We start from the raw sequence: 23,083 nt of genomic DNA, 5'->3' as shown, positions 1-23,083 counted from the left end.
GAGCCGGGGCATGGACGCCGTGGAGGAGTTCAGGGCCGAGGTGAGGGACTGGCTGGCCGCCAATCTCACCGGGGACTTCGCCGGCCTGCGCGGACGCGGCGGCCCGGGCCGGGAACACGAGGCGTTCGCCGAACGCCTCGCCTGGGAGCGGCACATGGCCGCCGCCGGATGGACCTGCGTCGGCTGGCCCGAGGAGTACGGAGGCCGCAGCGCCACCCTCGAACAGCAGGTGGCCTTCCACGAGGAGTACGCCGAGTCCGGCGCACCCGCCCGCGTCAACCACATCGGCGAGCAACTCGTCGGCCCCACCCTGATGGCCTTCGGCACACCGGAGCAGCGCGCCCGTTTCCTCCCGCCGATCGCCGCCGTCGACGAACTCTGGTGCCAGGGCTACAGCGAGCCGGACGCCGGCTCCGACCTGGCCGCGGTGCACACCAGGGCCGAGCGGGACGGCGACACGTGGGTGGTCACCGGCCAGAAGATCTGGACCTCCCTCGCCCATGCGTCCCACTGGTGCTTCGTCCTCGCCCGCACCGAGCGGGGCTCCCGGCGCCACGACGGTCTGTCGTACCTGCTGGTGCCCATGGACCAGCCCGCGGTCGAGGTCCGGCCGATCACCCAGCTGACCGGCACCTCGGACTTCAACGAGGTGTTCTTCGACCGGGCCCGCACCGCCGCGTCGAACATCGTCGGTGCCCCGGGCGGGGGCTGGGCGGTGGCCATGGCCACCCTCGGCTTCGAACGCGGGGTCTCCACCCTCGGGCAGCAGGTCGGATTCCGGCGGGAGCTGGAGGCCCTGATCGAGCTGGCACGCCGCAACGGCGCGGCCCGCGACCCGCTGATCCGCGACCGGCTCGCCCGCGCCTGGATCGGCCTGGAGGCCATCCGCTGCAACGCCCTGCGCATGCTCGACGCGGTCGCGGTGGGGGCGCCCGGCCCGGAGGCGTCGATCGGCAAGATCTTCTGGGCCACCTGGCACCGCGGGCTCGGCGAACTCGCCATGGACGTGTGCGGCGCCGGGGGGATGCTGGCCGCCGGGGAGCCGTACGAGCTCGACGCGTGGCAACGGCTGTTTCTCTTCTCCCGCGCCGACACCCTCTACGCCGGATCGAACGAGATCCAGCGCGAGATCATCTCCGAGCGGGTGCTCGGACTGCCCAGGGAGAGGCGTGGATGAACCGCGCCCCGCCGCAGGGGACCGGGGCCCCGGGCGGCCGCAGCCCGGCGCACGGCGGCTGCGGGCGGGCCGGGGCATCCGCGGGCGGGCGGGGGACGACAATGGCAGCGTGCCGAAAAGTAATGTGCCCAGCAGCAACGCTCCGAACAGCGCCGCGCCGGACAGCCGGGCGCCGGCCGGCGACGCCCCGAGCGGCGACGCGCCGGCCGGAGGCAGGAAGAGGACGGCGAGCCCCTCGCCCGAGCGGCGTCGTGAACTGCTCGGCGTCGCCGCCGACGTCTTCGCCGAGCAGGGCTACAACGCCACGACCGTCCGCAAGATCGCGGACGCGGCCGGAATGCTGGCGGGAAGCCTCTACTACCACTTCGACTCCAAGGAGTCGATGCTCGACGAGATCCTCTCCACCTTCCTCGGCGAACTGTGGGCCGGCTACGACGCCGTGCTGGCCGCCGGTCTCGGGCCCAGGGAGACCATCGAGGCGCTCGTCGTGGAGTCGTTCCGGGAGATCGACCGGCACCGCGCGGCCGTGGCGATCTACCAGAAGGAGTCCAGGTACCTGTCGGCCCAGCCCCGCTTCGCCTATCTCACCGAGTCCCAGCAGAAGTTCGAGAAGGCCTGGCTGGGCACCCTGGAGCGGGGCGTCGCCGCCGGCGCCTTCCGCGCCGACCTGGACGTCCGGCTCACCTACCGCTTCGTGCGCGACACCGTGTGGGTCGCCGCGTCCTGGTACCGGCCGGGCGGACTGCACAGCCCCGACGAGATCGCCCGTCAGTACCTGTCCATGGTCCTCGACGGCATCGCCCTCGGGAGCGCACACCCGTAGCAGTACCCGGAGAACCGGAGAAGGAGCCGCAGCCATGCCCGAGGCGTACATCGTCGAAGCGGTCCGCACCCCCGTGGGCAAGCGGGGCGGCGGCCTGTCCGCCGTCCATCCGGCCGACCTCGGCGCACATGTGCTCAAGTCCCTGATGGAGCGTTCCGGCGCCGACCCGGCCGCCGTGGAGGACGTCGTCCTCGGCTGTGTGGACACGGTGGGCCCGCAGGCCGGGGACATCGCGCGCACCTGCTGGCTCGCCGCCGGACTGCCGGAGGAGGTGCCGGGCGTGACCGTCGACCGCCAGTGCGGTTCCTCCCAGCAGGCCGTGCACTTCGCCGCACAGGGCGTGCTCTCCGGCACCCAGGACCTCGTCGTCGCGGGCGGCACGCAGAGCATGTCGCAGATCCCCATCGCCTTCGCGAGCCGCCGGGCGGCCGAGCCCCTCGGTCTCACCGAGGGCCCCTACGCCGGCTCCCGGGGCTGGCGGGCGCGCTACGGCGACCGGCCGATCGACCAGTTCCACGGCGCGGAGCTCATCGCGGAGAAGTGGGGCATCGGGCGGGAGGCCATGGAGGAGTTCGCGCTGCGCTCGCACCAGCGCGCGGTACGGGCCCTCGACGAAGGACGCTTCGAGCGCGAGACCGTGCCCTTCGGGGACGTACGCGCCGACGAAGGCCCGCGCCGGGACACGAGCCTGCGGAAGATGGCAGGTCTGCCGCCCCTGTCCGAGGGCGGACGGCTGACCGCCGCGGTCTCCTCCCAGGTCTCCGACGGTGCCTCGGCGATGCTGATCGCCTCCGAACGGGCGGTCCGCGAGCACGGCCTGACGCCCCGCGCCCGCATCCACCATCTCTCCGTCCGCGGCGAGGACCCCGTCCGGATGCTGTCCGCGCCGATCCCGGCCACCGCGTACGCGCTGAAGAAGACCGGACTGACGATGGACGACATCGACCTGGTGGAGATCAACGAGGCCTTCGCCTCCGTCGTCCTGGCGTGGCTGAAGGAGACCGGGGCGGACCCTTCGAAGGTCAACGTCAACGGCGGCGCCATCGCCCTCGGCCACCCCCTCGGCGCCACCGGCACCCGGCTGATGACCACGCTCCTGCACGAACTCGAGCGCACCGGCGGCCGCTACGGTCTCCAGACCATGTGCGAGGGCGGTGGCCAGGCCAACGTCACCGTGATCGAACGGCTCTGACCCCGTCGCGTCAGCGCCCGCGTCCACCGGACCGGAGGCTCCGTGCGGATACGCCGGCGCCGCCGGCCCGCCTCAGCGTCCCGCGTCCTTGGACGGGAGGTTCCTCGGGGACACGAAGGCGTCCCGGTGCCGGTCCGAGAGACCGCTGAGGTTCGCCTCGAAGGTGAAGCCCTGCTCGAACCGGTAGCTCCGGCGGACGTCGACGGGATCGATGCCGTTGATCGCCGCCTTCGCCAGCCGCAGCAGGCGGCCGTCCTTCGCCGCGATCTCCCGCGCCAGTTCCATGACCGCCGCCCGCAGTCGTCCGCGCGGCACCACCTGCCACACGGAGCCGTGCCGGTGCAGTTCAGCCGCCGTGACGGTCCGTGAGGTGTAGTACAGGGTGCGCATCAGATGCGGCGGCACCAGCCGGGAGAGATGGGTCGCGGCGCCGAGCGCCCCGCGGTCCAGCTCGGGGAGACCGAACGTCGCGTCGTCGCTCGCGACGATCGCGTCGGCGTTCCCGGCAAGACCGACACCGCCGCCGAGGCAGAAGCCCTGCACGGCGGCGACGACCGGCACCTCACAGTCGTAGACGGCGGCGAACGCCTCGTAGCAGCCCCGGTTGGCGCCGACGAGCGCGTCGTGGCCGGGTGTGCGCTGCATCTCCTTGATGTCGACGCCGGCGTTGAAGCCCCGGCCGGCGGCGGTGAGCACCACGCAGCGCACTTCCGGGTCGGCGCCCGCGGCGCGCAGCGCGCCGGCCAGGTCGTACCAGCCCTGTACCGGAAGGGCGTTGACCGGGGGGTGGTCCACGGTGACGACGGCGATGCCCGGTTCGGCGGTGGAGGTGGAGACACCCATGAGCACATCAGCTACCCTTCACCAAACGTTAGTTAGGTCGAAGGTAGCAGGGCCCGTGCCCCGCCGTCCGGGGCCGCTTCGTCACGGGCGCCGTCGAACGCCGGAAGGGGTGCGGACCATGACCGGACTGTGCGAGGGGCGTGTCGTCGTCGTCACCGGAGCCGGACGCGGTCTGGGGCGCGCCCACGCACTCGCCTTCGCCGCCGAGGGGGCGCGGGTCGTCGTCAACGACCTCGGCGTCGGACTCGACGGCACGGGTGTGTGCGCGAGGCCGGCCCAGCAGGTCGCCGAGGAGATCCGGGCGATCGGCGGAGAGGCGGTGGCCCACGACGGGGACATCGCGACCACCGAGGGTGCGGCCTCTCTCGTCTCCACCGCCCTCGACGCCTTCGGCCGCCTCGACACCCTCGTCAACAACGCCGGCTTCCTGCGGGACCGGATGCTGGTCAACCTGGGCGAGGACGACTGGGACGCCGTCGTGCGGGTCCATCTCAAGGGCCACTTCCTGCCGCTCAGGCACGCCGCCGCACAGTGGCGCGCGGAGGCGAAGGCGGGCCGCGTACCGCGGGCCCGGGTGGTCAACACCACGTCGGGCGCGGGCCTGCTGGGCAGCGTCGGGCAGGGCAACTACGCGGCCGCCAAGGCCGGCATCGTCGGGCTGACCCTCGTCGCGGCCGCGGAACTGGCCCGCTACGGAGTCCAGGTCAACGCGATCGCCCCCGCCGCCCGTACGCGCATGACCGAGAGGACGTTCGCCGACGCGATGGCGGCGCCGGCCGAGGGGCGGTTCGACGCGATGGCCCCTTCGAGCGTGTCCCCGCTGGTGGTGTGGCTCGGATCCGCCGCCTCTTCGGGGGTGACCGGCCAGGTCTTCGAGGCCGACGGCGGCCGGATCACGGTCATGGAGGGCTGGAGGCCGGGCCCGAGTGCCGGCAGGGCCGCGCGCCGTACGCCCGAGGAGGCGGGTGCGGCGGCCCGCGAGCTGCTGGCGGCGGCCGAGCCTCCCGGGCCCGTCTACGGGGCGCGGTAGGGCGGTTGCCGCTTCGCCGCCAGATAGCGGGCGGGCGGTTCCCCGCCGCCGTGGACGGCCAGGTCCGCGCCGTTGACGTAGGCGGCCGACGGGCCGGCCAGGTACAGGCAGGCTCCGGCGACATCCTCGGGGAGCGCCGTCCGCCGCAAGGGGACGACCCGGGCGAGCGCGCCGTCGGCGTCCGTGGCGGCGTCCTCGGTCCGTACCGGCCCGGCAGTGATGTGGTTGACGCGCACGCGCGGTCCCCACTCCAGTGCCAGCGCCCTGGTCAGTACGAGCAGCCCGGCCTTGGCGGCCGAGTACGCGGCCGTGCCCGGCTGCGGGGTGTGCGCGGAGACGCTGCCGATGTTGACGACGCAGCCGCCGCCGTCCTGATGCTGCATCACCCGGTTCGCGGCCTGGGACATGTGGAACGGGGCCAGCAGATTGAGCGCCACGACCTTCTCCACGAACCGGGGCGAGGCCGTCGCCGCGTCGCAGTCGGGGGAGCCCCCGGCGTTGTTGACGAGGATGTCCAGCCTCCCGAGGCGGCCCACGGTGAGGTCGACGAGCGCCGCGGCCGCCGCCGGGTCGCGCACATCGGCACGGAGGAACAGCGCGCCGCGCCCGCCCGCGCGGGGCAGGGCCGGCGGCTCGCCGCGTCCGCAGACCACGACGTCCGCGCCGGCGGACAGGAACGCCTCCGCGATCGCCCGGCCGATGCCCCTGGTGCCCCCGGTGACGATCACCGCTCTGCCCGTGAAGTCCATCGGTTCCCCCGATCCCCCGACGCGCGACGGCTCTCTTGACGGGCGCCCGGAGCTCCACCCTAATGTTTCTACCAAACGTTTGCTAGGTTCAGTTTCGGGCGACGGGCCGTCAGGAGCCGCACATGCGCGACAAAAGGATGACCGGTCAGCAGGTGGTGGGCCGGCTGCGGTCCGGCATGACCATCGGCATCGGCGGATGGGGATCACGTCGCAAACCCATGTCCCTGGTGCGCGAGATCCTGCGGTCCGACCTGACGGATCTGACGGTCGTCTCGTACGGAGGCCCCGACGTCGGCCTGCTCTGCGCCGCCGGCCGGATCCGCAAGCTTGTCTTCGGCTTCGTCTCGCTGGACACCGTCGCGCTCGACCCGCACTTCCGGGCAGCCCGTCAGACGGGCCGGATCGAGGTCGCCGAGTACGACGAGGGCATGCTCCAGTGGGGCCTGTACGCGGCGTCCCTGCGGCTGCCGTTCCTGCCGACCCGGGCGGGCCTCGGCTCGGACGTCATGACGGTGAACCCGGGCCTGCGGACCGTGGCCGACCCGTACGGCAGCGGCGAGGAACTGGTCGCCATGCCGGCCGTCCCGCTCGACGCCGCCCTGGTGCACCTGAACCGCGCCGACGCCGCGGGCAATGCCCAGTCCCTGGGGCCCGACCCGTACTTCGACGACTTGTTCTGCAACGCCGCCGAGCACGCCTATGTCTCCTGCGAACGGATCGTGCCGACCGCCGAACTCACCCGGAGCGCCCACCCCTCGACCGTCGTCGTCCGGCGCCTCGCCGTGGAGGGGGTCGTCGAGGCCCCGGGCGGCGCACACTTCACCTCCTGCGTCCCCGACTACGAGCGGGACGAGGCGTTCCAGCGGGAGTACGTCACCGCGGCCGGCGACCCGGAGGCATGGGCCGGCTTCCACCGGCGCTACCTCGCCGGCGCGGAGCCGCACCACCGGCGCCCGGCCACGACCGCGACCGTGATTGCGGCCGCGCCCGCGCCGACCACCGGGGGGAAGCCGGTATGAGCGACGCGACCAGGGCCGAGGTCTGCGCGGTCGCCTGCGCGGAGGCCTTCCGCGACAACGGCGAGATCCTTGCCAGCGCCTTCGGCACGATCCCGGCCATCGGCGTCAGACTCGCCCGGCACACCTTCTCGCCCGACCTGCTGCTCACCGACGGCGAGGCCCATCTGGTGCAGGGCACCTGGCCGGTCGGCGCACCCGCCGACGGCACGATCGAGGGCTGGTCGCCGTTCCGGACCGTCTTCGACCTCGTCTGGAGCGGCAGGCGGCACGCCATGATGATCCCCACCCAGATCGACGCCCACGGCAACGTCAACATCTCGGCCATCGGGCCGTACGCCAGGCCGAAGGCGCAGCTCGTCGGGGTCCGGGGTGCCCCCGGCAACACCGTCTGCCACCCGGTCAGTTACTGGGTCCCCCGGCACACCCCCCGGGTCCTGGTGCCCGAGGTCGACATGGTGGCGGGAGTGGGCACCGACTCGGCGGCCGCGGCGGGACCCGCCGCCCGCCGCCACCACGATCTGCGCAGAGTGGTCACCGAACTCGCCGTACTGGACTTCGAGCCACGGTCGGGCGCCCTGCGCCTGGTGTCCGTGCACCCCGGGGTCGGCGTCGACGAGGTCCGCGAGCGCACCGGATTCCCCCTGCTCACCGACGGCGACGACGTGGCGGAGACCCGGCTGCCCACGCACGGCGAACTGCGGCTCGTCCGGGAGGTCATCGACCCGGAGCGGCTGCGTGACGCCGAGGTCCCGGCATGAGCCGGCCCACGCTCCACCCGGCGCTGCGCACCCGGGCCTGTGAGCTGTTCGGTGTCGAGTACCCCATCGTCCAGACCGGCATGGGATACGTCTCGAACGCGGCACTGACGGCGGCGACCGCGGAAGCGGGCGGCCTGGGCATCCTCTCCGCCGGTCTCCTCGGCCTCCCCGAGCTCGAACAGGCCGTCGCCGCCGTCCGGTCGGCCACCGACCGGCCGTTCGGCGTCAATGTGCGCGCCGACCAGCCCGACATCGGCCACCGCATCGACCTGCTGATCCGCAGCGGCGTGCGGGTGGTCTCCTTCGCCCTCGCTCCCCGGCCCGAACTCGTCGCCCGCTGCAAGGACGGCGGCCTGGTCGTCGTCCCCTCCGTCGGCGCACGGCGCCACGCGGAGAAGGTGGCCGACTGGGGGGCCGACGCGGTCCTCGTCCAGGGCGGAGAGGGCGGCGGGCACACGGGTCCGGTGCCGACCAGCCTCCTGCTGCCGCAGGTCCGTGACGCCGTGGACATCCCCGTCATCGCCGCGGGCGGGTACTTCGACGGACGCGGTCTGGTCTCCGCCCTGGCGTACGGCGCCGACGGGATCGCCATGGGCACCCGCTTCCTGCTGACCAGCGACTCACCGGTCGCCCGCCAGGTCAAAGAGGTCTACCTGGCCGGGACCGTCACCGACACCGTGCTGACCCGGCAGATCGACGGCATACCCCAACGCGTCCTGCGAGCCGGCACGATCGGCCGGCTCGAAAGCAGCTCGGGCCCCCGCCGGACACTGCGCGCCCTGTGCAACGCCGTCGCCTTCCGTGCGCTGTCGGGTGCGCGGTGGTCCGACCTGGCGCGGGAGGGACGGGCCATGAGGCGGGAACACGGCCTGACCTGGAGTCAGGTCGTGATGGCGGCCAACGCGCCGATGCTCTACCGCACGGCCCTGCTCGAAGGGCGCGCCGACATCGGGGTCATGGCCACCGGTCAGGTGGTCGGCCTCATCGACGACCTGCCCAGCTGCGAAGAGCTCATCACCAGGATCGTGACATCGGCGGACGAGGTCCTGAGGCGTCTTGGCCGCGCACCGGACCATCGCTCCGCCTCGAGCTGAGGAGTGTGGATGTCCGCACCGAACGACCGCGCCGCGGCGCCCCCCGGAACCGGCCCTGGGAGCCACGGCCTGCTCGCCGGCCGCACGGTCGTCGTCACTGCCGCCGCCGGCACGGGCATCGGCTTCGCCGCCGCACGGCGGTGCGCGGAAGAGGGCGCCCGTGTGACCATCAGCGACCGGCACGAACAGCGACTGAAGGCGGCCGCCGACCGGCTCGAGGAGCTCACCGGCGACCGCCCCCTGGCCGTCCCGTGCGACGTCACCGACGGCGAGCAGATCGACCGCCTGATGGACACGGCGGCGGCGGAGTGCGGAGGCATCGACGTCCTGGTGAACAATGCGGGCCTCGGCGGCACGGCCAGCGTCGTCGACATGACGGACCGCCAGTGGGACACCGTCCTGGCCGTCACCCTCACCAGTACCTTCAAGGCCACCCGCTCGGTCCTGCGCCATATGATCCCCGCCGGGCGCGGCGTGATCGTCAACAACGCCTCGGTGATCGGCTGGCGCGCCCAGCGGGGCCAGGCCCACTACGCCGCCGCCAAGGCCGGTGTGATGGCGCTGACCCGGTGCAGCGCCCTGGACGTCGCGCAGCACGGCATCCGCGTCAACGCCGTCGCGCCGAGCATCGCGATGCACGCGCACCTCGCCAAGGTCACCAGCGACGAACTGCTGTCCGAGCTCAGCTCCCGCGAGGCGTTCGGCCGTGCCGCGGAGCCGTGGGAGATCGCCAACGTCATGGTCTTCCTGGCCAGCGACTACGCGTCCTACATGACCGGCGAGGTCGTCTCCGTCAGCAGCCGGCACCCCTGACCCGGCACCCCTGACCCGGCATTCCTGACCCCGGCGTCCGGCTCACGGGCGCAAGGGGCGGCCTGCGGAGGCCCCTTCGCCGGGCAGCGGCGGGCGTCAGCCCCGGGCCTTCGCGGCGCTGTCCTTCTCCCGGTCGTGGACCTCGCGCGCGGCCAGCACCTCAGGCACCCGTGACTCCGCCCAGCGTGCCAGCGCCCACACCTGGCGGGCGGCCTCCTCGCCGAGGGGCGTGAGGGAGTACTCGACGCGCGGCGGGATGACCGGATGTGCCTCGCGGTGGACGAAGCCGTCCCGTTCCAGGGTCTGCAGCGTCTGCGCGAGCATCTTCTCGCTCACCCCGCCTACCGTGCGGCGCAGTTCGCTGAATCGGTGCGTGCCGTCGAGCAGTGTGGCGAGCAGGAGCACCGCCCAGCGGCTGGTGACGTGCTCCAGGACCAGCCGTGAGGGGCAGTCCGCGGCATTGACGTCGGGCGCCCGGAGCTGAGCGGCGACGGTCTCGTTTCTCACGCTCATGTCAGTAGCTTACCCGAAAGTGCGTACTTCCGATTGGTTAGTACCCCCTTTAGCGTTAGTGGGGTCCTCGCCTCAGGCGACCAAGCACGCACTACAGGAGCAGCACAGACATGAGCATCGTCGTCACCGGAGCCACCGGGCAGCTGGGCCGCCTCGTCATCGAGGAGCTGCTGGCCAGGGTTCCCGCCGAGCAGATCGTCGCCGTCGTACGGGACAAGGCGAAGGCCGCCCCCCTGGCGGAGCGCGGCGTGGAGCTGCGCGTGGCCGACTACAGCAGGCCGGGGACCCTCGCGGACGTCTTCGGAGCCGGTGACACCGTCCTGCTGATCTCCGGCAGCGAGGTCGGACAGCGCGTCCCGCAGCACACCGCGGTCATCGACGCCGCCAAGGCGGCCGGCGTGGCCAGGCTCGTGTACACCGGCGTCCTCGGCGGCCCCGCGGCCGCCTTCAAGCTCGCCGACGAGCACCGGGCCACCGAACAGGCCGTTCTCGACTCCGGCCTGCCGTACACCTTCCTCCGCAACGGCTGGTACAGCGAGAACTACACCGCCCAGATCCCGGTGCAGCTCGAGCACGGGATCGTCGGCAGCGCCGGCGACGGCCGCGTCGGCTCCGCCTCCCGCGCCGACTACGCGGCCGCCGCAGCCGTCGTCCTCACCAGCGACGGCCACGACGGCAAGGCGTACGAGCTCAGCGGCGACCACGCCTGGACCCTGGCGGAGTACGCCGCCGCGCTGTCCGAGCAGTCCGGCCGGGAGGTGGCGTACCAGGACGTCCCCGCAGACGTGCACCGCTCCGTCCTCACCGGCGCCGGTGTCCCGGAGCCGCTGGCCGAGATCCTCGTCGACGTCGATGTCAGCGCCGTCCGGCGGGACTTGCTCCAGGGCGGCAGCGGCGACCTGCGCCGTCTGATCGGCCGGCCGACGACGCCGATCGCCGACAGCATCGCCACCGCGCTGGACGGCGAGCCGTCGGGTACGGCCCGCTGACGCCGGGATCGCCCACCCTGCCGGGACCCGGTGGGCCGGGCCCGGCAGGACCCGGAGGGCGGGGCCGGACGCGACCGGCCCCCGGGCCGCCCGGGACGCCCTAGACTCGGCGGATGGCGAAGTACTTCGACGTGCACCCCGAGAACCCTCAGCGACGCACCATCAGCACCGTGGCGGACAGCATCAGAGCCGGCGCGCTCGTGGCGTATCCGACGGACTCCTGCTTCGCGCTGGGATGCCGGCTGGGCAGCCGTGACGGCATCGGACGGATCAGGTCCATCCGCAATCTGGACGAGCGCCACCACTTCACGCTGGTGTGTCAGAACTTCGCCCAGCTGGGGCAGTTCGTGCACGTCGACAACGACGTGTTCCGGGCGATCAAGGCGGCGACGCCCGGGAGTTACACCTTCATCCTTCCGGCGACGAAGGAGGTGCCGCGCCAGCTGCTGCACCCGAAGAAGAAGACCGTCGGTGTCCGCATCCCCGACCACGTCGTCGCTCAGGCACTGGTCGCCGAACTCGGCGAGCCGCTGCTCTCCAGCACCTTGCTCCTGCCCGACGAGGAGGAGCCGCTGACGCAGGGCTGGGAGATCAAGGAGCGGCTCGACCATGTGGTGGACGCCGTGGTCGACTCCGGCGACTGCGGCACCGAGCCGACCACGGTCGTCGACTTCTCCGGCGGCGAACCCGAGGTCGTGCGGCGCGGAGCGGGCGACGCCGCACGCTTCGAGTAGCCGCACGAGGAGTGAACCGCGCCGGCGGTGACCGGACCGTTCCACGGTCCGGTCACCGCCGGTTCCGTGTACGGCGCGCCCCTTGATCCGCGCGCCGTACGCCGGGCCGGACGGTGCCGTCAGGGGTCCCCCGCTGTGACACCGGGCATAGGGGCCACGTCACGTCCTAGGCCCGGTAGTAGCAGCCGATCCCGTCTCGAACCGTGACCAAGGGCTCGCATGGCGGTTTTCCGGACATTCCTCTGTAGTGGGGTAGTAGGTCACATTCTTGCCTTGGGCTCGGGCTGCCTCTAACCATGGCTGACGTCGCGGACGACCATCCGCCTCCGCCGCCGAACCGTCTCCCGGTCGGCCCCACGACGTCCCCCTTGGAGTCCCTTCCGTATGACCGCCTTCACGCGCAGCACCACCGGTACCGCCCGCTTCCGCAAGCTCTCGTTCACCGGCATCGCCGCGGCGGGCGCCGCGGCAGTGGCGCTCACCCTGGCCCCCTCTCCCGCTCACGCGGCCCCGGCCACGTCGGCCTCGGTGACGGTCGGCGTCCCGGCCGCGGAGAAGGCGGACAAGCCGAAGCAGAGCAAGAAGGTCTACGCCGACAACCTCGACGGCTGGATCAAGGAGGCGCTCGACATCATGAAGGCCGAGGGCATCCCCGGCACCTACGAGGGCCTGCACCGCAACATCATGCGGGAGTCCAGCGGCAACCCGGACGCCCAGAACAACTGGGACGTCAACGCGCAGAACGGCACCCCGTCCAAGGGGCTGCTGCAGGTCATCCAGCCGACCTTCGACGCCTACCACGTCGAGGGCACCCCGCGTGACCTGACCGACCCGGTGGCCAACATCACCGCGGCCGCGAACTACGCGGCCGACAAGTACGGCTCCATCGACAACGTCGACTCCGCCTACTGATCCGTCGCAGTCCGCCTTCGAGGTCCCGCACCCGCCGCCGCGGAGGCGGGACCTACCCCTCCAGGCGCTTGGTGCCGTCCGGCGGCGGCCACAGGTGCGCCGTCTCGCCGGGCGCGATCTGGTCCACGACCTCGGCGAGGGCCGAGCAGGCCAGCTCGATCTTGCGGCGGACGGCGTTCTGCTCGGCGACGATCGCCGCCAGCAGCAGTCCGGTCAGGGCCGCGGACCCGTTGAGCGCCTGCAGGACGACCATGGCCTTCAGCATGCCGTGGTCGTCGAACACGCCGGAGTCGTCGGTCGCCGCCGAGATCGCCAGCACCGAGATCAGCAGCGCGCACGGCGCGGAGCCGGGCAGCTGGAACCGCAGCGCCGCCCAGATCAGCACCGGGAACACCAGGAACAGCAGTGACAGGTCGGCCCGCGTGGCCACCAGCGTCACGGCCACCGCCGTCACGGAGAGCGCCGCGGCCTCCGTCCACCACCACGCCCGGGTGTCGCGCGGCAGCCGCGCCCGGCGCAGCACCAGCAGCAGCGGGGTGATCACCAGGACGCCCATCGCGTCCCCGGCCCACCACGCCGACCACACCGGCCAGAACTCGCCGAGCGGCAGCGACCCGCTCAGCACCAGCGTCCCCGCGCCGAGCGTCGCGCTGACCAGCATCCCGCCCAGGGCCCCCAGGAACACCAGCGCCAGCCCGTCCCGGAGCCGGTCGAGCCGGGTGTGGAAGCCGATCCGCCGCAGCATCAGATACGCGCACAGCGGGGCGAGCGTGTTGCCGGCCAGGATGCCGACGGCGGCCGGGTCGACGGTGTCGATCGTGGCGATGCTGAGGAGCGCGCCGAGCGCGATCCCGGGCCACACCCCTGCCCCCGCCCACAGCAGACAGCTCAGGGCGATGCCGGTGGGCGGCCACAGGGGTGTGACGACCGCGCCCTCGATGACCACCTGCTGGAGGAGGCCGATCCGGCCGCCGGCCCAGTAGGCACCGGCGACGGCGAGGATACGCAGCAGTGCTGCGGCGCGGGGTCGGACTTTTTCGCTGCGGACCACGCATGTCATCACACAGCGTCCGTGTCCCTCCGTCCTCGTGACACGCGCGGCCGGGGCCGCGAACTTGCCGGACGCGGGCCCTCCCGCGACCGCCGAGGCTGCCTACGCCGTGTCCTGGAGCAGGACGAGGACCGCTGCGTCATCCGTGTGATCGGTGAACGCCGCCGTGCCCATCACCTGCTCCGCCAGCCGTTCCGCGGCCGTGCCGCGGCGGGCCGCGGAACGGACCACGTCGGTCACCGCTTCCAGCCCCGCCTCGATCGGGTACGAGGGACCCTCCACGACACCGTCGGTGAGCAGGACGAACGCGCCGCCCGCGGGCAGGCGGCGGCTCGCCACCGGATACACCTCGCCGGGAAGGATGCCGAGCGGCACACCCGCCTCGTCCTCGACGACCCCGCCCTGCCCGTCGGCCGTCGCCCACAGGGCCGGCACATGACCGGCGCGGGCGCTCCGGAGCTCGCGGAGCGCGGGGTCGTAGCGCAGGAAGCTGCAGGTCGCGAAGAGCCCGTGGTCGACGGAGAGCAGCAACTCGTTGGCCCGGCGCAGCACCTCGCCCGGGTCGGTGGTGGCCATGGCGACGGCGCGCAGGCCGATGCGGACCTGCCCCATGAAAGCCGCTGCCTCCACGTCGTGGCCCTGCACGTCACCGATCGACAGCCCGAGCGAGCCGTCGGGGAGGACGAAACCGTCGTACCAGTCGCCGCCGATGTCCAGACCGTTCCTGGCCGGCGCGTATTCCGCGGCGACCCGCAGGCCCGGCACGGTGGGCAGGCAGGCCGGCAGCATCGAGCGCTGCAGGGCCTCGGCCAGTTCGACGCGGGCCTTGTGCCGCTCGGCGCCCTGCCGCGCGCGGTCGGTGAGCCGCCCGAGCGTGGCGAGCATCTCGTCCGCGGTCGCCGATCGCGCGGGACGACGCCGGGTCATGGACCTCTCCGAACTGCGGCCGAAGGTCGACCGGCGCGGTGCCCGTGCGGCGCACGGTGGAACCGTCCCGGCTGGGCCGCTGCAGCCCGCGTTCATTGTATTTCCGTCGGCCGGGCACCGCCCGGGGTGACGGCCCCCGCCTCAGACCTGCCCGGAGGGCGGGGGAGGGGGCGCCATGGCCCACCGGATGGTGCCGGTCAGCACCGTCCCGGTCGGATGCACGCAGCGCCTCTCCACGGCCGGCGCGTACGGCAGTCCGAGCGGCTTCCTGGCCCATGGCGGCAGCAGAGCGACCGCGTTCGCGGCCAGGACCGCGTACGGAGCTCGCGCCACCCAGGGCAGCGGCGGGTGGAGGAGCATGAAGCGGGCGGCCTCCCGTGCCTCCCGCGTGGCCCGGAGTTCGGGGCGGTACGCGGCGAGCCGCTCGGACAGCCCGGCACGGTCGCGCGGCGGGTCGATCACACCGAGGGCCTCGGCGACCCGTGCCGTGTCGGCGACGTACCCGTCGCAGCCGGCCGCGTCCAGCGGATGCTTCCCGTAGCGCTGATGCGCGGACAGGAAGGTGTGGACCTCGGCGACGTGCACCCAGCCCAGGAGATGCGGGTCCGAGGCGTGGTACGGCTCGCCCGACCCCGTCAGGCCGGCCACGCGCGCGTGGACGGCCCGCACGGACTGAACCGCGTCGCGCGCGTCGTCCGCCGTCCCGTACGTCGTCACCGCGAGGAACGTGCTGGTGCGCTGGAGCCGCCCCCACGGGTCGCCCCGGTAACCGGAGTGCGCGGCGACGGCGGCCATGGCCAGCGGATGCAGCGACTGCAGCAGCAGGGCGCTCAGCCCGCCGATGAACATGGAGGCGTCGCCGTGGACGGTGCGGATCGGCCGGTCGGGCCCGAACCAGCGCGGCCCCGGTGTGTCATGGATACGGGTACGGTTCTCGGGACCCGAGGGGCCTGCGACACGGGCGAAGAGGCTGCTGCCCAGCTGTCGCCGCACACTCGGGATCCGGTGCGCCGGGCTGTTCATTCCTCAAGTATCGCCCCTGTCGCCGCGAACCCTCCGGCCGCCGGGGCCCGCGTCAGCGGTGGACGGCCAGCAGCCCCGCGAGCACGCACAGGGCCGTCGAGCCGAGCAGCGCCGCGACGCTCGCACACAGCAGCCGGCGTTTGAGCTCCTCGTAGCGCGCGGTGTACTCGGACCGCAGCTCGTCGGCCCGGGAGACCAGAGCCTTGAGTACGCGCCGTGACAGGGCGATACGGTCCTCGGTGTAGAGGCGGACGACCTCCTCGCGCTGTGCGCTGGTCAGCCACGGCATCCGGCCGGCGAACTCCTCCGCCTCCCGCTCCGCCTCCCGCACCCGGCTCTGCGCGAGCAGATAGCCCTCGAGCTCGGCGATCCCCGCGGCGGCCTCCGCCTCGGGCTGCCGCACCCGGCCCCTCACCTTCCGTCCTTGTCCTCGCCGAGCGGTGGTGCGACTCCCCGCCCGGGCTCGTAGACGTCGCGCCGTCCCGCGTCCGTAACCTCGTCGAGGGTGGCGATGCCGGGGTGGTGCAGGTCGAACGCCGGCGATTCGCTGCGGATGCGCGGCAGCGTGGTGAAGTTGTGCCGCGGCGGCGGACACGAGGTCGCCCACTCGAGCGAACGGCCGTAGCCCCACGGGTCGTCGACCTCGAGCTTCCTGCCGTACTTCGCGGTCTTCCAGACGTTGTACATGAACGGCAGCATCGAGGCGCCGAGCAGGAACGAGGCGATCGTGGAGACCGTGTTCAGCGCGGTGAAGCCGTCGGCGGCGAGGTAGTCCGCGTAACGCCGCGGCATGCCTTCCGCACCCAGCCAGTGCTGCACCAGGAAGGTGCCGTGGAAGCCGGTGAACAGTGTCCAGAAGGTGATCTTGCCGAGCCGCTCGTCCAGCATCTTGCCGGTGAACTTCGGCCACCAGAAGTGGAACCCGGCGAACATCGCGAAGACCACGGTGCCGAAGACGACGTAGTGGAAGTGCGCGACGACGAAGTACGAGTCGGAGACGTGGAAGTCCAGCGGCGGCGACGCCAGGATGATGCCGGTCAGGCCGCCGAACAGGAACGTCACGAGGAATCCGACGGCCCACAGCATCGGTGTCTCGAACGAGAGAGTGCCCTTCCACATCGTGCCGATCCAGTTGAAGAACTTCACGCCGGTCGGTACGGCGATGAGGAACGTCATGAACGAGAAGAACGGCAGCAGCACTCCGCCGGTGACGTACATGTGGTGCGCCCACACCGTCACCGACAGACCGGCGATCGCGATCGTCGCGCCCACCAGGCCGATGTAACCGAACAGCGGCTTGCGGGAGAAGACCGGAATGATCTCCGAGACGATGCCGAAGAACGGCAGGGCGATGATGTACACCTCCGGATGGCCGAAGAACCAGAAGAGGTGCTGCCACAGCAGCGCGCCGCCGTTGGCCGGGTCGAAGACGTGGGCGCCGAACTTGCGGTCCGCCTCCAGGGCGAACAGCGCCGCGGCGAGCACCGGGAAGGCCAGCAGGACCAGTACACCGGTCAGCAGCACGGTCCAGGTGAACATCGGCATCCGGAACATCGTCATGCCGGGGGCACGCATGCAGATGATCGTGCTGATGAAGTTGACCGAACCGAGGATCGTGCCGAAGCCGGAGAAGGCCAGACCCATGATCCACATGTCGGCGCCGACACCCGGTGTGTGCACGGCGTCGTTCAGCGGGGAGTAGGCGAACCAGCCGAAGTCGGCGGCGCCCTGCGGGGTGAGGAAGCCGGCCACCGCGATCAGCGAGCCGAAGAGGTACAGCCAGTACGCGAACATGTTCAGCCGCGGGAACGCCACGTCCGGCGCGCCGATCTGCAGCGGCATGATCCAGTTTGCGAATCCGGCGAACAGCGGCGTCGCGAACATCAGCAGCATCACTGTGCCGTGCATCGTGAACGCCTGGTTGAACTGCTCGTTCGACATGATCTGCGTGCCCGGCCGGGCCAGTTCGGCGCGCATGAAGAGCGCCATCAGGCCGCCGATCAGGAAGAAGCCGAACGCGGTCGACATGTAGAGCGTGCCGATCGTCTTGTGGTCGGTGGTCGTCAGCCACTTGATCACGACGTTGCCGGGCTGCCTGCGCTGCACCGGCAGTTCGTTCTCGTACGCGTCCTCCGACTGCACGTCGAGGCGAGGACCTGACTCAGATGCCACACGAACTCCCGTACGTTCGGGTGCCTTCTGCTCTGGTTCAGGCGCAGATGCACCCACAGGCGGCGACCCCTATGACCTATACCGGTGCAATGTATATGTGTGCGCCCTTACGGGCAGTCCACGACATCCGCCATCGGAGTGACGGGCCCCGCCGGGCCCGGCGTTACGAGTTCCGGATGCCGGGTACTCCTGTGCGGTCGGTGCGCCCCGTACCGGCCGTGACACGGGAGGTGCGAGGTGGATGCTTCGGTGGACCGGATCGCCCAGCCCTGGGGAGGCCGTACCCCGTACGCGCGACACGGGCAGTGGCCGACGCGGGTGGACACCCACCTGGCCGAGGGGGTCGCGGCGGACGACGTGGAACGGTGGGTGCAGTCGGCGTCCATCCTTCACTCGGACGGGGACGCCATGGACATCGCCGTACGGGACGGCCGCATCGTCGGTGTGCGCGGACGGGCGATCGATCGCGTCAACCGCGGCAGGCTCGGCCCCAAGGACCTGTACGCCTGGCAGGCGAACGCTTCGCCCGACCGGCTGACGCGGCCGCTGGTCCGTGAGGGCGGGCGGCTGGTGGAGAGCGACTGGGAGACGGCGATGGGCCGGATCGTCTCCCGCTCCCGCGGACTCCTCGACGAACGCGGTCCCGGATCCATCGGCTTCTACACCTCGGGCCAGCTGTTCCTGGAGGAGTACTACACGCTCGCGGTGCTCGCCCGGGCCGGCATCGGGACGAACCACCTCGACGGCAACACCCGTCTGTGCACCTCCACCGCCGCCGAGGCGCTCAAGGAGTCCTTCGGCTGCGACGGCCAGCCCGGCACCTACGACGACATCGACCACGCCGACGTCATCGCGCTCTTCGGCCACAACCTCGCCGAGACGCAGCCCGTGCAGTGGATGCGCATCCTCGACCGGCTGGAGGGCGCGGACCCGCCGCGTCTGGTGTGCGTCGACCCGCGGCCCACGCGGGTGGCCCGCCGGTCGACAGTCCACCTGGCCCCGCGCATCGGCACGAACGTGGCGCTGCTCAACGCCCTGCTGCACGAGACGATCCGTCACGACCGGGTCGACCACGCGTACATCGAGGCGCACACGGTCGGATTCGAGGAACTGGCCGACCGGGTCAAGGACTGCACCGCGGAATGGGCGTCCGCCATCTGCGACGTGCCCGCCCGGCTGATCACCGAGGCGGCGGAGGTCGTCGGCACCACCGACCGGCTCCTGTCCACGGTGCTGCAGGGCGTCTACCAGTCCCACCAGGCCACCGCCGCCGCCGTCCAGATCAACAACCTGCATCTGATCCGGGGCATGCTCGGACGGCCGGGCGCCGGCCTGCTGCAGATGAACGGGCAGCCCACCGCCCAGAACACCCGCGAATGCGGCGCCAACGGCGATCTGCCGGGCTTCCGCAACTGGGAGAACGACCAGCACGTGGCCGAGCTGGCGAAGGTGTGGAACGTCGAACCCACCACGATCCCGCACTACGCGCCGCCCACCCACGCCATGCAGATGTTCCGCTACGCCGAACAGGGCTCGATCCGCATGCTGTGGATCAGCGGAACCAACCCGGCCGTCTCCCTTCCCGAGCTCTCCCGCATCCGCTCGATCCTGTCCCAGGACCGGCTGTTCACCGTCGTCCAGGACCTGTTCCTCACCGAGACGGCACAGCTCGCGGACGTCGTCCTGCCCGCCGCGACCTGGGGCGAGAAGACCGGCACGTTCACCAATGCCGACCGTACGGTGCACCTGTCCGACAAGGCCGTGGAGCCGCCGGGCGAAGCACGCCCGGACCTGGACATCTTCCTCGACTACGCCGCCCGCATGGACTTCCGTGACAAGGACGGGGCACCGCTGGTCTCCTGGACCGGCCCCGAGTCGGCGTTCGAGGCGTGGAAGCGCTGCAGCGCCGGCCGGCCGTGCGACTACACGGGCCTCACCTACGGCCGGCTGCGCGGTGCCAGCGGGATCCAGTGGCCCTGCACGGAGGACGCGCCCGACGGCACACCACGCCTGTACACGGAAGGCATCAGCTGGGCGCACCCCGACGACTGCGAGAACTACGGCAAGGACCTGCTGACCGGCGCGTCCTCCGGTGTCGTCGAGTACCGCTCCCTCAACCCGGACGGCAAGGCGATGATCAAGGCGGCCGGGTTCATGCCGCTGCACGAGGCACCGAGCCAGGACCACCCCTTCCAGCTGACGACCGGGCGCACCGTCTACCACTTCCACACCCGCACCAAGACCGCCCGCGCGCCCCAGTTGAACGCGGCTGCGCCCGAGGTGTGGGTGGAGATCTCTGAGGCGGACGCCGCCGCGCGGGAGCTGGAGGAGGGCGACCTCGTCGAGGTCTCCACGCCGCGCGGCGCCCTGAGGGGCCGGCTGCGCGTCACGGGCCTACGGCAGGGCGCGCTGTTCGTGCCCTTCCACTACGGCTACTGGGACACACCCGCCGGCTACGGACCGGACGCCACGACACCCGGACGCGCCGCCAACGAGACGACCGTCACCGACTGGGACCCGGCGTCCAAACAGCCGCTGTTCAAGACCGCCGCCGCTGCCCTCACCCTCGTGGCGAAGGGCGGCGGGCAGCACTCCCCGGCTCCCACCACCACCGCCTCCGAGCCCGGCCCCGGCTCCGGCGTACCGGCGACGGAAGGCGGGCCGGACGCCCGCGTACTGCAGACGACGGACGAGAACCGGGTCCCGCAGGAAGGCGGTTCACGATGAACGGCATCACTCTCGCCCTCCGGGTCCTCCACCACGGCGAACGCCACCTGGCCGGTGAACTGCTCGCGGTGGCCGACCGTCACCGCACCGAGCACGAGGTCCACCATGTCGCCAAGGACCTCGCCGGCTGGTCCCGGGAGCACGTCCAGAGGCTGGCCCTCACCGGCCGCGCCTACGGTCTCGACCTCGACGAGCCCCCGTCGAAGCCGCCGCAGGCACTGCTGACGATGGTGAGGGAGAGGGCGGCGCGGGCCGTCGGACACCGCCCGGAGCCGGGCCTGCTGCTCCTGCGCGATCTGCGCGACCTGCATCTGGACGCCTCCGAGAACTCGCTCTACTGGGAGATGCTCGCCCAGGCCGGACAGGCCTCGAAGGATCCCCGGCTGCTGGACCTCGCGTCGTCGTGCCATCCGCAGACGCTCCGGCAGATGCGCTGGACCAACACCATGATCAAGAACCTTTCGCCGCAGCTGCTGACCAGCCTGTGATCCTGAGGGGCAACTGATGTCTGTGCCGTCCGGGGCGCCCGCGGCGCCCGAGGAGCCGACGAGAAGACCGGAGGCGCCGGTGGTACTGATCACCGGCGCCTCCTCCGGGATCGGCGCGGCCGTCGCGCACCGCTTCGCCGCCGCCCCGGGCTGGCGCCTGCTGCTGCACGGACGCGATACGGAGCGCCTCGCCGAGGTGGCGAGCCGCACCGGAGGAGTCGCGCTGGCGGCCGACCTGGCCGACCCGGCCGGCGCCGCGCACCTCGCCCGTACGGCCCTCGGGTCCGCCGGGCACGTGGACGTCCTCGTGGCGGCGGCGGGCATCGGCTGGGCCGGGCCGTTCACCGCCATGCCGCCCAAGGTGATCGACGAGATGCTCGCCGTCGACCTGGCGTCCGTGGTCCACCTGGTGCGCCGGCTGCTGCCGCCGATGGTCGCCCGGGGGAGGGGGCGGCTCGTGCTCATGGGTTCCCTCGCCGGAGCCGTCGGTGTCGCGGACGAAGCGGTGTACTCGGCGGCCAAGGCGGCGCTCGGCGCCTTCGCCGAGAGCCTCCGCTACGAGCTGAGGGGCAGCGGCGTGGAGATCTGCCTGATGCTGCCGGCCATCGTCGACACTCCCTTCTTCGAGCGGCGCGGCACTCCCTACCGCCGGTCCACCCCGAAACCCGTTCCCGCCGCACAGGTCGCGGAAGAGGTGTGGCGCGCGGTCGTGCGGCGCAACCGGGACGAGGTGTTCATCCCCCGGTGGCTGAAGCTGCCGACGCGCATCCACGGCGCGGTGCCGGTGGTCTTCCGGCGTCTCGCCGCGCGCTTCGGCTGAGTGGCGGCGCCGGGACCGGCGCCCGCTCAGGCCGCTGCCAGTTCCGCGACGAAGCGTGCCGCGTCGTCGCGGAACAGGGCCGCCGCACGGGCGAGCTGCGCCTCCCGCACCGGGCCGGGCGCCAGCAACTCGTCGGCCCGCCAAAGCAGTTCGCCGAGACTGCTGGCCGACGCCGTCAGACCCTCCGCCGCCATGGCCCGTACGCCGGTGGCCCCGTGCCCTGCCAGCGGCCGGTAGCCGACGACGGGAAGGCCCGCGGCGAGGGCCTGCACCGCCGTCTGGCCCGCGGCGTTGTCGACGAGGAGCCGCGCGGACGCCATCCGCCGGGGCAGGTCGTCCACCCAGCCGAGCGCGATCGTGCCGGGCACCGCACCCGCCCTGCGGCGCAGCCGTTCGTCCCGGCCGCACAGCAGTACCGGCAGACAGCCGTGGCCGGCCAGCGCCTGCGCGGTACGGATCAGTCCGGAGCCGACGCCCCACGCTCCCGTGCAGATCAGGACCTCCGGCCGGCCCGGCGTGCCAGGGTCCGGCGTGCCGGTGTCCGGCGGCCGGCCGAACTCCGGTGGCACCACCGGCCCCGGGACCGCCGTGCGGGCCCCGGTCGCCGAGCGGACCGCCTCCGCGCAGGACTCCGTGACACAGAGGTAGAGGTCGTTGTCCGGATGGAACCAGCCGCGGTGCAGGGCGAAGTCCGTGACGAACACCGCGCTGGGGACGGGCAGGGTGCCGCGGCCCCGCATCCGGCCGGTGATCTGGGCGGCGAGATGGAACGTGGAGACGACGGCGTCCGGCCGCCACTCGCGTACCAGGGCACTGAGCCGGCCTTCGGCGAGCGCGGGCAGCGGCGACACGTCCAGCAGCCTGCTCCGGCCCGGCCGCCCGCCCGGTGTCCCGTCCCCGGCCCGGCCGTCGTCCCCGCCCGGCGCGAGGAACAGTGCGTGCACTCCCGCGTAGAGGAAGGGCGCATGCCGTACGGCGAAGCGGTACGACGAGCGCAGCGCCCGCCCGGCTCCGGCCGGCAGCAGGGTCAGCACATCGTGCACCAGCACCTGGTGGCCCTGTGCGCCGAGCCGGCGGGCCAGTTCGCCCGCGACCGCGTCGTGGCCGGCGCCCATACCGGCACTGAGCACCATGAAGCGCCGGGTCATGGGGCACCTCCTCGGCGCCGGTGCGCCGGTTGGATCTTCGTCGGTCCATGGTCGCGCGCCCACGGCGCCCGGGGGCCGACC

The 23,083-nt window shown here is 72.4% G+C and carries 23 protein-coding genes; 14 read left to right on the top strand and 9 right to left on the bottom strand.

The features are described from left to right. Positions 1-10: 10 nt before the first annotated feature. The 3 genes from OGH68_RS02080 to OGH68_RS02070 all read left to right on the top strand — a co-directional run bounded on the left by OGH68_RS02080 (position 11) and on the right by OGH68_RS02070 (position 3,192). Complete coding sequence (locus tag OGH68_RS02080) at positions 11-1,177, top strand: acyl-CoA dehydrogenase family protein (protein WP_264241557.1); 1,167 nt, start codon at positions 11-13, stop codon at positions 1,175-1,177. A gap of 256 nt (positions 1,178-1,433) precedes the next feature. After that, on the top strand, positions 1,434-2,000 hold the full coding sequence (locus OGH68_RS02075; RefSeq protein ID WP_264249856.1) for a TetR/AcrR family transcriptional regulator: 567 nt from the start codon (positions 1,434-1,436) through the stop codon (positions 1,998-2,000). Positions 2,001-2,034: 34 nt separating this feature from the next. Continuing rightward, positions 2,035-3,192: an acetyl-CoA C-acetyltransferase gene (locus tag OGH68_RS02070; RefSeq protein ID WP_264241555.1), complete on the top strand. Its 1,158-nt coding sequence runs from the start codon at positions 2,035-2,037 to the stop codon at positions 3,190-3,192. A gap of 72 nt (positions 3,193-3,264) precedes the next feature. Here the strand turns inward: OGH68_RS02070 and OGH68_RS02065 are convergent, their stop codons facing one another. Further along, positions 3,265-4,035 (bottom strand): enoyl-CoA hydratase family protein, encoded by a 771-nt coding sequence (locus OGH68_RS02065; protein ID WP_264241553.1) that lies wholly within the window; start codon positions 4,033-4,035, stop codon positions 3,265-3,267. Positions 4,036-4,153: 118 nt separating this feature from the next. Here OGH68_RS02065 and OGH68_RS02060 point away from each other — a divergent pair, with 118 nt between their 5' ends. Then, on the top strand, positions 4,154-5,065 hold the full coding sequence (locus tag OGH68_RS02060) for an SDR family oxidoreductase (RefSeq protein ID WP_264241551.1): 912 nt from the start codon (positions 4,154-4,156) through the stop codon (positions 5,063-5,065). Here the strand turns inward: OGH68_RS02060 and OGH68_RS02055 are convergent. Continuing rightward, complete coding sequence (locus OGH68_RS02055) at positions 5,050-5,814, bottom strand: SDR family oxidoreductase (RefSeq protein WP_264241549.1); 765 nt, start codon at positions 5,812-5,814, stop codon at positions 5,050-5,052. The genes OGH68_RS02060 and OGH68_RS02055 overlap by 16 nt on opposite strands. 122 nt (positions 5,815-5,936) lie before the next feature. On the opposite strand from OGH68_RS02055, the gene OGH68_RS02050 reads away from it, so the two are divergent. Genes OGH68_RS02050 through OGH68_RS02035 form a run of 4 tightly spaced genes read left to right on the top strand, consistent with a single transcriptional unit; the run spans position 5,937 to position 9,498 of the window. Next, positions 5,937-6,833, top strand: a complete 897-nt coding sequence (locus tag OGH68_RS02050) for a CoA transferase subunit A (protein ID WP_264241547.1) — start codon at positions 5,937-5,939, stop codon at positions 6,831-6,833. Then, entirely contained in the window at positions 6,830-7,591 is a 762-nt protein-coding gene (locus OGH68_RS02045) for a CoA-transferase subunit beta (protein ID WP_264241546.1), read from the top strand. Before OGH68_RS02050 ends, OGH68_RS02045 begins: the two co-directional genes overlap by 4 nt. After that, positions 7,588-8,685, top strand: a complete 1,098-nt coding sequence (locus OGH68_RS02040; RefSeq protein WP_264241544.1) for an NAD(P)H-dependent flavin oxidoreductase — start codon at positions 7,588-7,590, stop codon at positions 8,683-8,685. Before OGH68_RS02045 ends, OGH68_RS02040 begins: the two co-directional genes overlap by 4 nt. 9 nt (positions 8,686-8,694) lie before the next feature. After that, positions 8,695-9,498 carry an SDR family oxidoreductase gene (locus OGH68_RS02035; RefSeq protein WP_264241543.1) on the top strand — a complete coding sequence of 268 codons (804 nt, stop codon included), beginning with the start codon at positions 8,695-8,697 and terminating at the stop codon, positions 9,496-9,498. Positions 9,499-9,594: 96 nt separating this feature from the next. Here OGH68_RS02035 and OGH68_RS02030 read toward each other — a convergent pair whose 3' ends face one another. Next, the gene (locus OGH68_RS02030; RefSeq protein ID WP_264241541.1) at positions 9,595-10,011 is read right to left on the bottom strand and encodes a winged helix-turn-helix transcriptional regulator; all 417 of its coding nucleotides are present in this window, start codon (positions 10,009-10,011) and stop codon (positions 9,595-9,597) included. Positions 10,012-10,121: 110 nt separating this feature from the next. Between OGH68_RS02030 and OGH68_RS02025 the strand changes: the two genes are divergently transcribed. The 3 genes from OGH68_RS02025 to OGH68_RS02015 all read left to right on the top strand — a co-directional run bounded on the left by OGH68_RS02025 (position 10,122) and on the right by OGH68_RS02015 (position 12,646). Continuing rightward, positions 10,122-11,000 (top strand): SDR family oxidoreductase, encoded by an 879-nt coding sequence (locus tag OGH68_RS02025; RefSeq protein WP_264241539.1) that lies wholly within the window; start codon positions 10,122-10,124, stop codon positions 10,998-11,000. A 113-nt stretch (positions 11,001-11,113) separates the two neighbouring features. Next, positions 11,114-11,734 (top strand): L-threonylcarbamoyladenylate synthase, encoded by a 621-nt coding sequence (locus tag OGH68_RS02020; RefSeq protein WP_264241537.1) that lies wholly within the window; start codon positions 11,114-11,116, stop codon positions 11,732-11,734. A 384-nt stretch (positions 11,735-12,118) separates the two neighbouring features. Continuing rightward, on the top strand, positions 12,119-12,646 hold the full coding sequence (locus OGH68_RS02015) for a transglycosylase SLT domain-containing protein (protein WP_264241536.1): 528 nt from the start codon (positions 12,119-12,121) through the stop codon (positions 12,644-12,646). Positions 12,647-12,698: 52 nt separating this feature from the next. Here the strand turns inward: OGH68_RS02015 and OGH68_RS02010 are convergent, their stop codons facing one another. The 5 genes from OGH68_RS02010 to ctaD all read right to left on the bottom strand — a co-directional run bounded on the left by OGH68_RS02010 (position 12,699) and on the right by ctaD (position 17,819). Beyond that, positions 12,699-13,697, bottom strand: a complete 999-nt coding sequence (locus OGH68_RS02010; RefSeq protein ID WP_264241535.1) for an MASE1 domain-containing protein — start codon at positions 13,695-13,697, stop codon at positions 12,699-12,701. 102 nt (positions 13,698-13,799) lie between these two features. Further along, entirely contained in the window at positions 13,800-14,624 is an 825-nt protein-coding gene (locus OGH68_RS02005; RefSeq protein WP_264241534.1) for a PP2C family protein-serine/threonine phosphatase, read from the bottom strand. A gap of 141 nt (positions 14,625-14,765) precedes the next feature. Beyond that, positions 14,766-15,647 carry an oxygenase MpaB family protein gene (locus OGH68_RS02000; RefSeq protein WP_264241533.1) on the bottom strand — a complete coding sequence of 294 codons (882 nt, stop codon included), beginning with the start codon at positions 15,645-15,647 and terminating at the stop codon, positions 14,766-14,768. Positions 15,648-15,699: 52 nt separating this feature from the next. Further along, positions 15,700-16,050, bottom strand: coding sequence for a hypothetical protein (locus OGH68_RS01995; protein ID WP_264241532.1), 351 nt, complete (start codon positions 16,048-16,050; stop codon positions 15,700-15,702). Positions 16,051-16,058: 8 nt separating this feature from the next. Next, positions 16,059-17,819 carry a cytochrome c oxidase subunit I gene (gene ctaD, locus OGH68_RS01990; protein ID WP_264241531.1) on the bottom strand — a complete coding sequence of 587 codons (1,761 nt, stop codon included), beginning with the start codon at positions 17,817-17,819 and terminating at the stop codon, positions 16,059-16,061. A 237-nt stretch (positions 17,820-18,056) separates the two neighbouring features. On the opposite strand from ctaD, the gene OGH68_RS01985 reads away from it, so the two are divergent. From OGH68_RS01985 to OGH68_RS01975, 3 genes are read left to right on the top strand one after another with little or no spacing between them, the layout of a single operon-like run. Continuing rightward, a complete protein-coding gene (locus OGH68_RS01985; RefSeq protein ID WP_264241530.1) occupies positions 18,057-20,546 on the top strand; it encodes a molybdopterin oxidoreductase family protein in 2,490 nt (829 codons plus the stop codon). Further along, a complete protein-coding gene (locus tag OGH68_RS01980; RefSeq protein ID WP_264241529.1) occupies positions 20,543-21,034 on the top strand; it encodes a hypothetical protein in 492 nt (163 codons plus the stop codon). The genes OGH68_RS01985 and OGH68_RS01980 overlap by 4 nt, the downstream gene beginning before the upstream one ends. Positions 21,035-21,050: 16 nt before the next feature. Next, positions 21,051-21,854 carry an SDR family NAD(P)-dependent oxidoreductase gene (locus OGH68_RS01975; protein WP_264241528.1) on the top strand — a complete coding sequence of 268 codons (804 nt, stop codon included), beginning with the start codon at positions 21,051-21,053 and terminating at the stop codon, positions 21,852-21,854. Between the two features lie 26 nt (positions 21,855-21,880). Here the strand turns inward: OGH68_RS01975 and OGH68_RS01970 are convergent, their stop codons facing one another. After that, the gene (locus OGH68_RS01970; RefSeq protein WP_264241527.1) at positions 21,881-23,002 is read right to left on the bottom strand and encodes an MGDG synthase family glycosyltransferase; all 1,122 of its coding nucleotides are present in this window, start codon (positions 23,000-23,002) and stop codon (positions 21,881-21,883) included. Positions 23,003-23,083: the final 81 nt, after the last annotated feature.

Source organism: Streptomyces peucetius (assembly GCF_025854275.1).
GTDB classification, from domain to species: Bacteria; Actinomycetota; Actinomycetes; order Streptomycetales; family Streptomycetaceae; genus Streptomyces; species Streptomyces peucetius_A.
This window is presented reverse-complemented; position numbering and strand designations above follow the sequence as displayed.